Origin of the sequence: Paenibacillus periandrae (genome assembly GCF_022458865.1) — a bacterium.
Classification (GTDB): domain Bacteria; phylum Bacillota; class Bacilli; order Paenibacillales; family NBRC-103111; genus Paenibacillus_S; species Paenibacillus_S periandrae.
This window is the reverse complement of sequence record NZ_JAJNMU010000015.1, coordinates 77,656-91,224: the sequence shown is the minus strand read 5'-3', so window position 1 is coordinate 91,224 and position 13,569 is coordinate 77,656. Positions and strand designations below refer to the sequence as shown.

Annotated in this window: 15 protein-coding genes; 2 read left to right on the top strand and 13 right to left on the bottom strand. The window is 46.3% G+C overall.

Annotated features, from left to right (window positions below; translation table 11 throughout):
• Window positions 1-50: 50 nt before the first annotated feature.
• From LRL21_RS24615 to LRL21_RS24590, 6 genes are all read right to left on the bottom strand, one after another.
• Entirely contained in the window at window positions 51-1,952 is a 1,902-nt protein-coding gene (locus LRL21_RS24615; protein ID WP_240418426.1) for a heparinase II/III domain-containing protein, read from the bottom strand.
• Between the two features lie 102 nt (window positions 1,953-2,054).
• A complete protein-coding gene (locus LRL21_RS24610; protein WP_240418425.1) occupies window positions 2,055-2,885 on the bottom strand; it encodes a serine/threonine protein kinase in 831 nt (276 codons plus the stop codon).
• A gap of 98 nt (window positions 2,886-2,983) precedes the next feature.
• A complete protein-coding gene (locus LRL21_RS24605) occupies window positions 2,984-3,772 on the bottom strand; it encodes a class I SAM-dependent methyltransferase (protein ID WP_240418424.1) in 789 nt (262 codons plus the stop codon).
• 64 nt (window positions 3,773-3,836) lie between these two features.
• The gene (locus tag LRL21_RS24600; protein ID WP_240418423.1) at window positions 3,837-4,808 is read right to left on the bottom strand and encodes an ABC transporter ATP-binding protein; all 972 of its coding nucleotides are present in this window, start codon (window positions 4,806-4,808) and stop codon (window positions 3,837-3,839) included.
• 37 nt (window positions 4,809-4,845) lie between these two features.
• Window positions 4,846-5,637, bottom strand: a complete 792-nt coding sequence (locus LRL21_RS24595; protein ID WP_240418422.1) for an ABC transporter permease — start codon at window positions 5,635-5,637, stop codon at window positions 4,846-4,848.
• Entirely contained in the window at window positions 5,634-6,407 is a 774-nt protein-coding gene (locus tag LRL21_RS24590; RefSeq protein ID WP_240418421.1) for an ABC transporter permease, read from the bottom strand. The genes LRL21_RS24595 and LRL21_RS24590 overlap by 4 nt, the downstream gene beginning before the upstream one ends.
• 421 nt (window positions 6,408-6,828) lie before the next feature.
• Here LRL21_RS24590 and LRL21_RS24585 point away from each other — a divergent pair, with 421 nt between their 5' ends.
• Window positions 6,829-7,935 carry a DNA alkylation repair protein gene (locus tag LRL21_RS24585; protein WP_240418420.1) on the top strand — a complete coding sequence of 369 codons (1,107 nt, stop codon included), beginning with the start codon at window positions 6,829-6,831 and terminating at the stop codon, window positions 7,933-7,935.
• 191 nt (window positions 7,936-8,126) lie between these two features.
• Here the strand turns inward: LRL21_RS24585 and LRL21_RS24580 are convergent, their stop codons facing one another.
• The 4 genes from LRL21_RS24580 to LRL21_RS24565 all read right to left on the bottom strand — a co-directional run bounded on the left by LRL21_RS24580 (window position 8,127) and on the right by LRL21_RS24565 (window position 10,682).
• On the bottom strand, window positions 8,127-8,627 hold the full coding sequence (locus tag LRL21_RS24580; protein WP_240418419.1) for a GNAT family N-acetyltransferase: 501 nt from the start codon (window positions 8,625-8,627) through the stop codon (window positions 8,127-8,129).
• 213 nt (window positions 8,628-8,840) lie between these two features.
• Window positions 8,841-9,500, bottom strand: a complete 660-nt coding sequence (locus tag LRL21_RS24575) for an ankyrin repeat domain-containing protein (protein ID WP_240418418.1) — start codon at window positions 9,498-9,500, stop codon at window positions 8,841-8,843.
• Window positions 9,494-9,655: a hypothetical protein gene (locus LRL21_RS24570; RefSeq protein ID WP_240418417.1), complete on the bottom strand. Its 162-nt coding sequence runs from the start codon at window positions 9,653-9,655 to the stop codon at window positions 9,494-9,496. The genes LRL21_RS24575 and LRL21_RS24570 overlap by 7 nt, the downstream gene beginning before the upstream one ends.
• 151 nt (window positions 9,656-9,806) lie before the next feature.
• A complete protein-coding gene (locus LRL21_RS24565; RefSeq protein ID WP_240418540.1) occupies window positions 9,807-10,682 on the bottom strand; it encodes a LysR family transcriptional regulator in 876 nt (291 codons plus the stop codon).
• A gap of 113 nt (window positions 10,683-10,795) precedes the next feature.
• Between LRL21_RS24565 and dapA the strand changes: the two genes are divergently transcribed.
• Window positions 10,796-11,698, top strand: a complete 903-nt coding sequence (dapA, locus tag LRL21_RS24560) for a 4-hydroxy-tetrahydrodipicolinate synthase (RefSeq protein WP_240418416.1) — start codon at window positions 10,796-10,798, stop codon at window positions 11,696-11,698.
• Between the two features lie 75 nt (window positions 11,699-11,773).
• Here the strand turns inward: dapA and LRL21_RS24555 are convergent, their stop codons facing one another.
• The 3 genes from LRL21_RS24555 to LRL21_RS24545 form a co-directional block, all read right to left on the bottom strand.
• A complete protein-coding gene (locus tag LRL21_RS24555) occupies window positions 11,774-12,226 on the bottom strand; it encodes a GNAT family N-acetyltransferase (RefSeq protein ID WP_240418415.1) in 453 nt (150 codons plus the stop codon).
• A gap of 67 nt (window positions 12,227-12,293) precedes the next feature.
• Window positions 12,294-12,623, bottom strand: coding sequence for a DUF6054 family protein (locus tag LRL21_RS24550; protein WP_240418414.1), 330 nt, complete (start codon window positions 12,621-12,623; stop codon window positions 12,294-12,296).
• Between the two features lie 199 nt (window positions 12,624-12,822).
• Window positions 12,823-13,554: an MOSC domain-containing protein gene (locus LRL21_RS24545; RefSeq protein WP_240418413.1), complete on the bottom strand. Its 732-nt coding sequence runs from the start codon at window positions 13,552-13,554 to the stop codon at window positions 12,823-12,825.
• Window positions 13,555-13,569: the final 15 nt, after the last annotated feature.

The following is a 13,569-nucleotide window of genomic DNA, read 5'->3' as shown; positions in this document are numbered from 1 at the left end:
CGGGAACCAAACAACTGATTATACAAAGCTTCCACTATCAAGCTATCAAGTCACACAGCAGGCGTTGTACCCGCATCAGCTGTTGCAATTGTCACAACCACTTCACCGGCCCGCACAGGCTCCAATAAACGAAGCTGTAACCGATATAACGTATCTCCCCATATCGACTGCATTCTGGCATCACTAACCGTGATCGTCTCCACCATAGCTTGCAGCCGGTTGGCTTCATATTGAATCCAGATCCGTTCGCCGTGCTCATTCGTTAGCTCAATGCGTCCATCCTCTAACAGCTGTGGCATTGGAAGCACCAAGCAGTTAAACACCAAATCAGCCGAAGCCTCTTTTAATTCAAAGCTATCCTTGATCTCAGCATAAGCCTGATCTCCTGGTACCCGGTGCAGAGTGATGCTTCGTTTCCAGAATTCGATTCCTGCCGACTCAGGGTATGCAGCTTGCAGGCTTAAGGATAAGCTGGCCGCTGAATCTGTGTTCACGTATTCGACATCGGTTGCCCTGTGGACTTCACCATTCTGCTGCTCCACGCCATTGATGGTCGGTAGGCTGTGGTAGCCTGATTGCATCGTCCAGATCTCGTATCTCCGATCGCTGAAGGTTTTGGCTGTGTAGCTTTCCGTACCTGCATCAATGAAAAACGGATGTCCGTTGAAGTAGACAATGTAATGTCCGACATCATTATGGTTATGGCTCTCTTCGTTATGACCACCTTTCGCAGCGAGATACAGTCCGGACGAACTCCCCTCATGCTCCCTTGCGACAAAAATATGGGTATCCTTCAACCATACATCCCGTTCAAAAGGTGCCGTTGCCTGCTGCCCCATAAGCTCAGCGTAATTCGTGAATTCTCCCAGAATTCTTGGGCATGAAAAAATCCGATCACGCGTAATGCCATTAGCCTGAAACGTATACGCACCCAGCGCACTCATTTGCGAATCATCAATTCTTTTCCCATAACGATATACCACATCAGCAGACAGGCTCAGCCGCGCATCGCCATCGGCAAAGTTAACAAAATCGTTACCGGCAATATGCACCCGATAAATATATTTGCCCATTTCCTGTACAAGCGTCTCCTTGTAAAAGTCGATGCGTCCTGCTGACCCTTCATAAAGAAGCTCCAAACAATCGAACAGGGATGCGCCTGCCCGCCCCCAATAACCCGGCCCTTCATCACAGCCGCCGTCAGGATGATAGATTCCCATAAAGCTGTCGAGACTTTGCATGCCTTTCGCTACGGCGCGGCTCCTGATTGATGCATCCTCCTCCAATATTAGAAAAGCTGCCAGACAATTGGAATGAATCCATGGATTCCAGTTGTTGACGCGTTTTGGCGTATAGCCCATCCACCAAAAATCCTCGCGTTCCAAATAAGGTCCAAAAATACGTCTGTTCATCTCATAATGAATCCGCTTCAAAATCATCGGACTTTCCACTTGCAGCTTGTCTTTAAACAAGTATATCGCCCAGGCAAGTAAACCACCGGTATCCGCGGCAAATAAATCGATCACCTGCTCCGTAACATCAGGCAGCGAATAACCATCACTCCGGGAGGACAGCGTCATATGAGCGGGAATAACCCAATACGATTCCTCACATAAGCACCACAATCCATTCATGATTTGCTCGAAGAATCGACCCTGCCCCTCAACACATTCTCCGAACAGCAGATCGCCCAATACTCTTCTTCTTTCAAAATAAGCCTCTTCATAATGCGTACGATTGCCATTACGCACATAATCCATATAACGAACGGCTGGTAGTGCCGGCCATGTATAATCCAATCGCTCCTCCGCCCAGCCTATCCAGGTCGCACGTGCTTCCTGCGGGAGCTTCTCCCAAAACTCACGCTCGTAAGCTTTTGGGTACGGGTGGAACTGCTGCGCTGATACCAAGAGCTCACGCAAATTATGCTCTTTTGCAAATTGATCAAACATCCCATATCATCTCCTTCTAAGGTATAGAATGGACTTGCTGTAAGCCCATCATACACCTTTCAAGGGAGAAGAACTACATCTTCTAGTAGGATGAATACCTTATTAGTTCTTGCTAGCTGTCTCCAGCCATTCATGGTAAAAAGCGGTCACACTATCGTACCGATCATTTCGATCCGCAGAGGCAGCCTTGCAAGCAATCCGATACAGTGTTTCAGATGCCAACCAATCCTTCGGGTCTCGACTGCCCTCATCAGCCAAAAAGACGAATGCCGCAGCTCCCATAGTGAACACATTAGTAAGCTGATCAATCCGGCTTCCCTTCACGAATTCCTCCGGTGCCATGAATCGGCTTGAGCCATATAACCGATCCATCTCCAGCGTAAAAGCACCTTGTGTGTAGCAATCCAAATCGCACAAGTGCAGTTCATCCCGATCGAAATCGTAAATCATACTGCCGTCATAAAAATCCACCGCAACATAACCCTCACTCTCCAGATAGGCGTGCACTTCATATACTGCCGATAAAGCAGCTATGATCTTGTGCACAGGCAGCCGTTTGAATCGGTAGTGTGGCGATTGCGGCGAGCTTCTACCCTCTTTGCCCGGGAATTCAGGTGTTCCGAGCACCTCACCGTCTACCCATTCATACACAAGAGCAAAACCTTCAGAGGTGTGGATCGAGTTGAGCAGCTTGGGGAGCCGCTGATGCGCAACAGCGCGATGGAGCCGTTCCGCATTTTGCATAAAAGCAATAGCTTCAGCTCGTTCCGCATATTTGACGAACCAGCGTTGACCCATAGCCTCAATGCCATAGGAGATACAACCAGAGTCTTGCTGATCGAATACTTTAAATATTTGACCCGCTTCCAACAATAAAGTGGTGATATTACCATCATATCGGCTTGCTTTCAGCAGAATGTTTTCCTCTGACATATGAGCCCTCCTCAATATTGCGCATCTCTCTGACACGCAGCTTAGCTTCAATAACACGTTGTCAGCTGGCGTCAACAACGCTATAAGATTCCTATAGATCAGTTGGTTCCTTTTGCCTGAACCAGATAATAATAGCTGATCGTTTTTAATCCTTGTTGACTTCGGTTCAGATCAAACTGGCGGCAAATTCCTTCCAGGCAGTTTTCTCGCACAAATTGATTGAAGCCCTCGGTTTGCCCAAATCCGATGATTTGGAGCATATCCTCCACTGTTGGCAGATACGTCGTTTCGCGTAATCTACGAATGGAGAGCACATCAAGACTGCTTTGTGAAAGCATGCGGTTGATTTTATCCAGAATCGGTGTTCCTTGCTGAGGTGACGCAAACAGTCCGGGGAAATAGCTCCCCAGCTCGATACCTTCACCATTTCCATCGCCAGGATGCAAAGACAGCACATCTCCTCCCGGCTTGAGAATTCGGTTTGCTTCGGGATACCAGCTGGTTGGACCTTTTTTGGTATAAGCAAGATCAAATTCATCATCCTTGAAGGGCAAGCCATCATGGGTATTTCCCAGAACAAATGAGACGTTCGGTTCACGGTTCTGTTCCGCTGTACGTAAAAAGCCCTCCGTCATATCATAACCAACGATCTCATCAGCCTGGCTCGCCCATCGATTCGCAAAAGCTCCATGACCGCAGCCTACCTCGAGAACCTTACCGCGCACCAGCTTCGCCAGCTCCTCACTGAAGATATCCTCCGCGGTCTGCCCTTCAACGATCGATGTCCACGGATACTCATATTTACCGGTCTGCTCAGCAAGTCGATTGCACCAGGCTATCGTTTGTCCCCGCAGCCATTCAGGATGCTGTGTAATATCGGGAAACATATTGAGTTCCACCTCTTTAGTTTAGATTTAGGTTACTAACCATTTGACACGTTAATTGTCACTTCTATCCGTACACACGGTGGATGATCTCTTCAAAGTCCGGTTCCTCCATGTGTACATCCTCGATAACACCCCAGGCACTCATCGCCTGAAGCACCTCCATCGCTGTTGTTTCCTGCCGATTGCAGGCTACGGACATCATACGCGAATCAATCATCTGAATCTCAAAAGGTGATGTGTGGGCCGATGGCTGTTCAATCGCTTCACGAAACGTTATTTTCATCCGCGTTGGAAGCCCGATTCTACCCCTCAGCTGCTCCAGCGTTCCATCATAGATCGCCTGACCATGATTAATAACGATGACTCGGCTGCATAGCTGCTCAATATCGTCCATATCGTGTGTCGTTAACAAAATCGTTTTGTTCAATTCCCGATTTAACAGCCGCAGGTGCTCACGAATTTGCTTTTTAGCGAGCACATCCAATCCGATCGTCGGTTCATCCAGAAACAATAAATCGGGGTCGTGGAGCAGAGACGCCGCCAGATCAGCCCGCATTCGCTGTCCAAGGGACAGCTTCCGTACCGGTGTGTTCAGAAAGTCGTGCAGATTCAAGACCTCACTCAGCTTACCCAACTGGCGTCTGTACGCTGGTTTACCGATCTTGTACAGCGATGCGAGGATCTCGAACGAATCCTTGACGGGAAGATCCCACCACAGTTGAGTACGCTGACCAAACACCACCCCGAGTTGTCTGACCAGCTCCATCCGGTGCTTTTGCGGACTGCGTCCGTTAATCATTACCTCACCTGAGGTGGGATGCAGAATGCCGCAGAGCATTTTGATCGTGGTCGATTTGCCTGCCCCGTTTGGCCCGATATAACCGACAAATTCGCCTTTTGGAATCTCGAAGCTAATATCCCTCACCGCCTCAACCAAGCGGTAATCCCGCGTAAGTAAAGTTCTTAGCCCCTTCAATCGACCTTGCTTGACGACAGGGATTCTGAACGTTTTGTTCAAGCTTTTGGCAATAATCATAGGTCTCCTCCTTTTAATAATCCGGTGAATCCGTTTGTCAGGTACCCGTGCTTTGATAATGAGAAATGCCGTACCGCCACAACCGCAGCGCCGCAAGCAGCAGCACAATCGCTACCAATAAGGTGACCACCACGACCCAAGGTCCCTGCTCGCCACGAATCACGTACAGCGATGGTACATAAGCAGTAAAGCCCATCGGTACAATCGTCAGTAGAACGACGCGCATCCATTGCGGATAAATAGTCAGAGGATACTGCCCGGCGATCGTGCCTGCATTATCTGTGATCCGCTGTAAATCATCGATCCGTTGCGTCCAGAAGCCTACCGCCGCTGTCGCCAAGCCGATCGAAAACGTAATCATCGTCCCGCTCGCCACAACCACGCAGGTTAACGGAATCGCCCACCAGGTCACCTGTCCGCTAGCCATCAGATGGTGGAGACAAATACTAACCAGAATCGTGCCAAGAATCAGCTCACCGAGCATCGGGCGAAAATTCCGCGTCATCAGCACCAGCAGCACGGGCGCCGGACGAATCAGCAGACCATCGAGCAGCCCCTGCACCAGATATTTTTCAAAGCCGTTAACTTCGGAGGCCAATATCCGGTAAAAGGCTCTGGTGAACATCATGATGGTAAACAGATACCCAATCTCGTACACGCCCCAGCCTTGAATACCATTGAACCGATAAATGACGGTGGCCACAGTAAGAAATTCCAGAGAGAACATGAATAACGCCATCATCGATGAAAAAATAAAATTGAATTTGTACTGCATTTGTCCGCGAAGACTTGCTCCCGCCATCCGGGCATACAGTTGCATCCAGCTCATCCTCCCTGCACCTCCACCTTGCGACGCATCGTATGAGTCATAAGTATCGCTGCAGTTGTTAACAAGCAGCACCAGATCAGGGAATTGCCGAGAACCGTAACCGGATCCAATTCAAGATAAATTCGCGTCGGATAATATTGCAGACAAGGGTAAGGGGAGAGCAAGCTTATGGTCTTAAGCCATCCGGGCAGCCAGGCTACGGGAATGAAAAAACCGGAGAGCAGCATATTCAGGGCATGATGCACATGCCACAGCCAACGTGACTCAGTGGTCCACAAGGCTGTGATTCCAACCAGGTAGGAAATACATAGGGCGATATAAGCAGATAACATGAGGGCGATGAGGGTCCACAGCCAGGTTAGCGGATGCTGAGGAATTTGAATCTGCAGAAAAATAACATAGATGAGATATATCGGGACGGTACTGTAGAGAAACTGATAGATCAACTGTCCCCACTCCCGGCTGAGTAAATACCAGAAGAACAGCATTGGCTTCATCAGCTCGTGAGCGATTTGTCCCGTTCGAACCATACCGTCAATTCCCAAACCTGCTGTCGGGAATAAAATCCAGATACAAGCTTGATTGAATGCAATATAGCTGAGCATACCCTGCAGCCCGTATTCGCCAAGTGATTGGTCATGACTGATACCAGCCCAGATCGACATGTATACGTATCCGATCGCGACACTGGCGAGCATGCGAAGCAAGTGCGCTTTCCGGTACTGCAGTTGATTCAGATAACCTTTGCGGGCTAACGTTAAGGAAAACATGAGCACCTCCAGCTCTTTTCGTTCTGAGATCTGCTTGCAAACTTACGATCTAATCGAAGCAACATGTAAAATATAAAGTAAAATGGAAAAAAAGACTAGACTGTTTCTTTTCCGTGTGTTATTCTAATATTATAGACAGCGATTACAGTTCTATTTCTAGTTGAATTTTGAAAAAAATCAACTCTAGTTAAAATTTACCTACGAGGCCATTGAGCGTCGTTTATTTTAGTTTTATGGGAGTTTAAGTTTAAAAGTCGTGAAGCAATTCAATTTATATCCACCTTTGGGCACTGCTCCAAAGGTTTTTTTCGTACATTATCCACTATACTCATTTGCAATGAGATATGATGATTTCACCAGAAGCACAGTGAAACGCCGGGAGTGATCCGTTATAATGGTTAACAGAAGGAGGAGTTACATAATGGGAGAACCTTTAAAAGCCATGTATAATGAACAGTTTTTGCGCAGCTTTGGTGAGAAAATACGTACCGCATACGAGGCTTTCCATACAGAAGGTTTTATCGCTGCGGCGATTGACGATACATGGGATGGGCTGGAGTTGAAAGCCCGGATGCGGCGGATCACCCAGATGCTTGGAGCACATCTGCCGGAACGTTACGAAGAAGCGCTGGAGATTCTGTTTGCAATCGACGAGACCTGTATCGGTTTTCCGTACTTGTTCTTTCCCGATTTCGTGGAGGTGTATGGTCAAGCGGAGGAGCACTGGGCGCTTTCCATGAAAGCACTGGAACGCTTTACGCCAAAATCATCAGCGGAGTTTGCCGTAAGACCGTTTCTGCTCCGTGAGCCCCAGAAAATGATGGCCCAGATGGAGGTCTGGTCCGAGTCTCCGAATGAGCATGTAAGACGGCTTGCTAGCGAGGGATGTCGGCCACGTCTGCCGTGGGGACAAGCACTCCCGATATTCAAACGCGACCCGGCTCCAGTGCTGCGGGTGTTGGAGCTGCTAAAGGCAGACTCTTCGCTTTATGTGCGCAAAAGCGTTGCTAATAACCTGAACGACATCGCCAAGGATCATCCCTCCGTTGTACTTGATACCGCCCGACGCTGGAGGGGCATGGACCCGAATACAGACTGGATTGTACGTCACGGCTGCAGGACCTTGATTCGTAAAGCAGATCCTGAGGTGATGACACTTTTTGGATATGCGGAAGCAACAGAGTCCGAGGCACTTACAAGCAACGAGGCATTCACAGCAGAACCGTCTGTGCTGTCAATCGGTGGAGTCTGTGAGCTGCGGTATGAGCTGCGGATCCGGGAAGGCGAACCCGCTCATGTCCGTATTGAATACGGGATCGATTTTGTAAAAGCTAATGGACGCAGCTCGCGCAAATCGTTCCTGCTGTCGGATAAAACAGTGCCTGGCGGCACCTCGCTGAACGGCACTCGAACTCACCGATGGTCAGATCTTACGACCCGTCGTCATTATCCGGGGGAGCACCGGATTGCCCTGCTGGTGAATGGGCGCGAGGTCGCTTTTACGAGCATCCAGCTGGAAGAGAATTAACCTGTTGATCTCATGCCGATGATTCATTTTCAACACCGAGTTTCGACTTTTCGACTCCATTTAGCCATGAATTTATCAACCAGATCAAATCGTTAAATCTCCATGAATGGATAGACCATAATCTTGAAAAAGAGGCAAAAGGATGTTGACCAGCATCGCTTCTGTCTCTTTTTTGGTTTATGCGTTTTCAATTACTTTACACCTGAATAAATATAGTGATTTCTATTAAATACAATAGCTTCTTCTTCTTTGCTGAACCCGATCTTCTCTGCCACACGAATAGATGCCATATTCCCCGGGGCTATGATGCTGATCAATCGGCTCAATCCGATTTGGTTAAACCCATACTCCTTGCAAGCTAATGCAGCCTCCGATGCATACCCTTTTGACCAGTACCTCTTGCTAATGTGGTAACCAATCTCAATTTCTGTTTTACCGTTTATTTGCTGTTTAACAAGACCACAGTCGCCAATACATTCGTCGGTCTTCTTCAAGCATACAGCCCAAAGTCCAAACCCATCCTTATCGTATCTCATCATATTTCTCGAAATCCATTGTTGGGTTTGATCAAAACTAAAGTGAGAGGGATAAAACTTCATCGTTTCGGGGTCCGAAAACATGGGGTGCAGCGCATGGATATCCTCATTTATATAAGGTCTTAGGTATAGTCTGGACGTTTCAAGAATCATCATGGTTTCCTCTCCTATATACAGAATCCAGCTATGGATTGCCTTGCTCATGAACTGGAAAAAGCCGCAGTAATCGCGGCCACAAGGTGTTTTGAACATGGCTGCGATAGGAAACGCCCTTTAATACCGAGCGTAGGTTGTGACGCACATTGTGGTTGTCGGCCCACGTGGCGTTTCTAGTTGGGTGAAGCTGGTCTAGGGAAACCTCACCTTGTTTTACGGATACAGCACACCCTTTCCACCCGCACTTTTCAAATAGTCGTACATGTTACGACGCTCCCAGATCGTAGCCGCATCCAGAGCGGTAAATTGTTTGGGAATATATCTTTTTTTCTCGTTAACCCAATATTCCCCATATGGGGCCAGCCTATCAAGATCTGCTCCGGCTTTGACAAGCACCTGCAGGGTTTCCATGTTGTTTTCATCTATCGCATGAATAAGAGGTGTTTGTGCGTTCCACGAATAATTCACATCGGCCCCTTTGTCAATCAACAATTGAACCAGCTTTGTGTTTGCATTCTTGGCAACCGCCCAGGACAATCCAGCGAAGATACCCTTATAGCTCTGATCCGATGGGCTTAGATGCTCAAGGATAATACTGGCCACTTCGACGTTTCCTCCGTAAATAACTTCATATATCACAGGAAAGTTCGAGGTGTTGTCGGGATCCTTCGGGTCAATTTTCACTCGGACGTCAACACTAGCACCTTTATCCAACAAAAGCTTGACGATATCCGGACGGTTCTTGCGGACAGCGATCTCAAGAAAGGACAATTCAATCTTTACGCCAGGCACACGTGCAATCGAGTCAGGAGACATCCCATCCTCCAGTGCAGCTCGCACTTTATCTGTTTCCCCGTTAATAATCGCTAGCATGGCTGCATTTTTTCTTCCTTAGTATGCGTTTTTTTCTGGACTTGCACAGGCTTGATCGGCTCTTCTTGAACTTCAGATTTAGAAAAATGATTCCAAGCCACAAATAAAATGATGACTATTACTATAAGACCAGCTAAATGCTTAATCGTTAACAACTCCCAACACAATCATAAATAATTAAATGCTATCGGTTTATACTCCGCAAAGATTGTATTATACATTTGACCACAAGTAAATCATAATCCATCCTTAATCTAAATAAGGATCGACCGATTATTTCAGTATCAGGCACTACAATCTTCCCGTTTATGAACTCGACTTGAGCATTTCGATAAAATCCAGCAGTGCGTGTGACATCCATTTTTTCGCGTGAATCATTAGCTGCAGGTCCAACCGTATGTCGGGATGTGTGAATGGAAGGACTGCTAATTCCCCTCTCGCTATCTCCTCTTCAGCTGCCATTTTCGGCAATAGGGAAATACCTGAACCGACCCTGACACATCTTTTAATAGCTTCGGGGTTGCCTAATTCCAATCCAATTCGATACGAAATTCCATGTGTCCGCAGTACCTTTTCCAGCATGATCCGGTAGTTACAGCTATCCTCTGCCATGATCCACTCCACACCATTTAGATGCTCCAATTGTATTTTATTATGTGCTGCTAATGGATGATTCGGATTGGCGATCAGCACCAGAGGCTCTTCTTTAATCTTGATCCACCTAAGCGTTGGATCTGACGGTTTATTTTCCAGGATAAGCCCGATATCAATTTCGCCTTCTCTAACTTTGTTAATAATGTGTGCTTCACGATCAGGTTGAAGTCGGATGGCTAGATCCGGGTATTGCTGCCGAATTTGCTGAATCCAAGGTGGAAGGAAATATGAAGCCAATGAATCGATCGTTCCGATTGAAAGAGTCCCCCCTCCCTGCTTGGCCAGCTTTTCCTTAGACTCCTGATATAGATCAAGCATTTGAATAGCGACCTTCAGCAGCTCCTCTCCAGCCGAAGTCAGACGAAGCCCTCTGCCATACCGTTCAAATAGCTTGACCTCATAAGCCTTTTCTAATTTCTGAATCTGCATGGTCACACTGGATTGTGCATACCCAAGCTCTTCGGCTGCCCGGGTAAAGCTTTGACGTACCGCTACTTCCCTGAAGGTCTGCAAATAGATAAGCTCCATCATATCCCCCACACATCAATATTATTGATACTATCTATCACTTATTATAGATAACTATGATGTAATATTCCATGGTAAAGTAAATTCACGAAAGAAAAACAGGAGGAATCGTTATGATGAAAGAAACGGATGTAAAAGGTATTTATGTACCCGTTATAGCCCCCTTCACTGGGAATGAACAGTTAGATCTGGATTCGTATCGGAATTACATCGGGAAGCTGCTGGCACACAATATTCAAGGGTTGGTTATTAACGGTACTACCGGCGAAGCACCGACGGTTATGTGGGAAGAGGTTGCTCAGCTCGTACAGACGACACAGGCATGTATGCAGCAGAAACGAATACCCATTGTCATCGGCACAGGAACGAATAGTACCGTTTCTACAGTAAAACGAACAGAAATGGCAGGATTATTAGGCGCAGATGCTGTACTAGTTGTGACACCCTACTATAGTCGGCCTTCGCAAGAGGGCATTCTTGAACATTTTCGGAGGGTCGCACAGGTTGGAGTACCGATTATAGCCTATGAAATTCCTTCCCGTACTGGAGTTCGGTTAACCACAGATACGATAAGAAAAATAATGGATTTGGACCAGGTAATCGGTTTAAAAGATAGCTCGGGAGGCATTGAGCTCATCTCGGAGCTGACACGTTATGATACGAAGCCGATTCTTTGTGGGGAAGACCTTTATTTCCACGCCATGTTAAGTCAGGGGGCGAGTGGTGGCATGCTGGCATCAGCGAATGTCATACCAGAAGCTTTAATCCATGTCTTTGAACTTGCCAGTAAGGGTAACTTTATTCAAGCCAAACAGGCATTCGATCTACTGGTCCCATTGATTCGAAGTCTTTTTCAGGAATCAAATCCCTCACCTATAAAATGGATACTTGCCCGACATGGTATCATCTCATCTGACACCCTGCGTTTACCGATGGGACCGATTTCTAATCAATTACAGCTGGAATTGGAGCAGATGATGCCAGAATTCGTTACTAATCACCTTCTCTGCCCTTAAAATAAATAAGCTGCCTCGCGGCAGCTTTTCTTTTTTCCCGTAAGCCTATTCTTCATTTCATTCAAGAACAAGGCTTTATAATTCCTGAGATAATCGCACCATGTCTCTACAGGCGATACCGTTTTCAAAAATTTCTTCCGCATAGTGTCTGACAAAGAAATCTCTATCTATGCCAATCATTCTAAACCCACATTTTTGGTAAAGTGCCAGCTGCCCGATCCCAGAGTTGCCTGTGCCTACCTCGATTGTTTTATATCCCTGTAATTTAGCGTTATGAATAGCGTGGTGAACTAACTGTTTTCCTATCCCTCTGCTTTGATGATCCTCATGGACAGCTATATTCACCAGCTCAATGGTATTAGGTCTTGTTGGCAGTAATACATAAACGGCGATAACAGCTTCGCTCAGCTCCGCCACGTAACATTGCCCTCGTTCCAGATAGTCTCTAACAATTTGTTCAGAAGGGTCAGCTAATAAGAGCAGCTCCATAGGCGGTGATTCATTAGCACCTAACATGCGGATTTCCATTGATGTACTCCTTTATAAACGGCAGCCGTATTTAAAATAATCGATATCGAGCAATCATTGTTTAGCCTTATTCGATAATATAAGGATCTAAAATATTTTCTACTGAAGAAGCAAAGTCGTCTGCAGCACCCCAATCGAAATTGAAAATCAATCCTTCAGAGCTTCCTGTAGCAATAGCCCTCACGTTGGTAGTACCCTTTAAATTATCGATAATAACAATAAGCGCCGCACGATTTTTAGATCTAAAATAATATTTTTCATAAATCTGGGTGCCGATAAGCTTATCCTGACCCACATTGTGATACTCTTCATGTACGAGATCAGCGTTTTGGTTGTCTTTAACTAAATTCAAAGCCGCCAAAGGCGCGATGTTGACATTAAAGCTAATTGTACTCATTGTATCCATCTCCCCTTAACGAAAGACTGTATATCATCCTTACATTATAAATGCTTAAATTATACGCAATCAACTTATTCGTTTAGTTCGAGAATTGTTTAGTCATTTTAAAATTAACCAACTTAACACCAATCGATCTGATTGATATCGGAATCCTGAAACTTTCTTATTTTCATCAACGAGTGACTCCTCGCTATTTTCAATGAGTTAGATATACTTTATCACCTACATGAATCTGGCCCACCTGTGCTACAGAAGCATACACGCCAAAGTTCAAATTCATCTCCTCATTTACTTTCCTCAATAGAGAAGTATCATGCTTCAGTGTATCAGGATCAATTGTAATCATGGAACAACGGCGACAATACTTATCTACTTGTAAATGTGTATCGCCCACGACTAATCGCTTTCCAATCCAGTCGCTTTCATCGATTGATTCGTCATCTAAGGCCACAATGAAGTTCGCTCTAAACCGACGCAAATCCAATCTATTGCCCCAGATCTCTTCAAGCTTACGTAATGAGGTTGTTGTGACAATCAGAATACTGCTCGCATCAACAGCCAAGAGGTCGGACTTCTGGGGATCATAGCTGTGCATCGTTATCTTTTTCTTGGAAAACCTTTGTATTTCATCCAGCAGAGCTTCATTCCATGTAAAGTGCCGCCCAACCGGTGAGGTTACATGAATATTAGGAAACTCATTTTCCGATCCTTCACCTATGAGCTCCGCCTTATAACCGAGCATTTCAGGGATGCTTCTTGCGGTAATAAAGCTATCCCATCCTTCCTTGGTTTCATCTATAAAAGCATAACAGCGGTCGCCATACAATCCGTATCTCTCGATTGTGCCACTCTCTAAACGTTCGCCTGCGAATGACTTTACTGGAAATCGATGGATTTCACGTAGTTCACCAATACAAGATGCTGCCAATGTTAACACCTCTTT

Bases quoted from the DNA above. Each gene is read 5' to 3' on its own strand.
- LRL21_RS24615 (WP_240418426.1), bottom strand. From the start codon at position 1,952: ATGTTTGATCAATTTGCAAAAGAGCATAATTTGCGTGAGCTCTTGGTA.
- LRL21_RS24610 (WP_240418425.1), bottom strand. From the start codon at position 2,885: ATGTCAGAGGAAAACATTCTGCTGAAAGCAAGCCGATATGATGGTAAT.
- LRL21_RS24605 (WP_240418424.1), bottom strand. From the start codon at position 3,772: ATGTTTCCCGATATTACACAGCATCCTGAATGGCTGCGGGGACAAACG.
- LRL21_RS24600 (WP_240418423.1), bottom strand. From the start codon at position 4,808: ATGATTATTGCCAAAAGCTTGAACAAAACGTTCAGAATCCCTGTCGTC.
- LRL21_RS24595 (WP_240418422.1), bottom strand. From the start codon at position 5,637: ATGAGCTGGATGCAACTGTATGCCCGGATGGCGGGAGCAAGTCTTCGC.
- LRL21_RS24590 (WP_240418421.1), bottom strand. From the start codon at position 6,407: ATGTTTTCCTTAACGTTAGCCCGCAAAGGTTATCTGAATCAACTGCAG.
- LRL21_RS24585 (WP_240418420.1), top strand. From the start codon at position 6,829: ATGGGAGAACCTTTAAAAGCCATGTATAATGAACAGTTTTTGCGCAGC.
- LRL21_RS24580 (WP_240418419.1), bottom strand. From the start codon at position 8,627: ATGATGATTCTTGAAACGTCCAGACTATACCTAAGACCTTATATAAAT.
- LRL21_RS24575 (WP_240418418.1), bottom strand. From the start codon at position 9,500: ATGCTAGCGATTATTAACGGGGAAACAGATAAAGTGCGAGCTGCACTG.
- LRL21_RS24565 (WP_240418540.1), bottom strand. From the start codon at position 10,682: ATGGAGCTTATCTATTTGCAGACCTTCAGGGAAGTAGCGGTACGTCAA.
- dapA (WP_240418416.1), top strand. From the start codon at position 10,796: ATGATGAAAGAAACGGATGTAAAAGGTATTTATGTACCCGTTATAGCC.
- LRL21_RS24555 (WP_240418415.1), bottom strand. From the start codon at position 12,226: ATGGAAATCCGCATGTTAGGTGCTAATGAATCACCGCCTATGGAGCTG.
- LRL21_RS24550 (WP_240418414.1), bottom strand. From the start codon at position 12,623: ATGAGTACAATTAGCTTTAATGTCAACATCGCGCCTTTGGCGGCTTTG.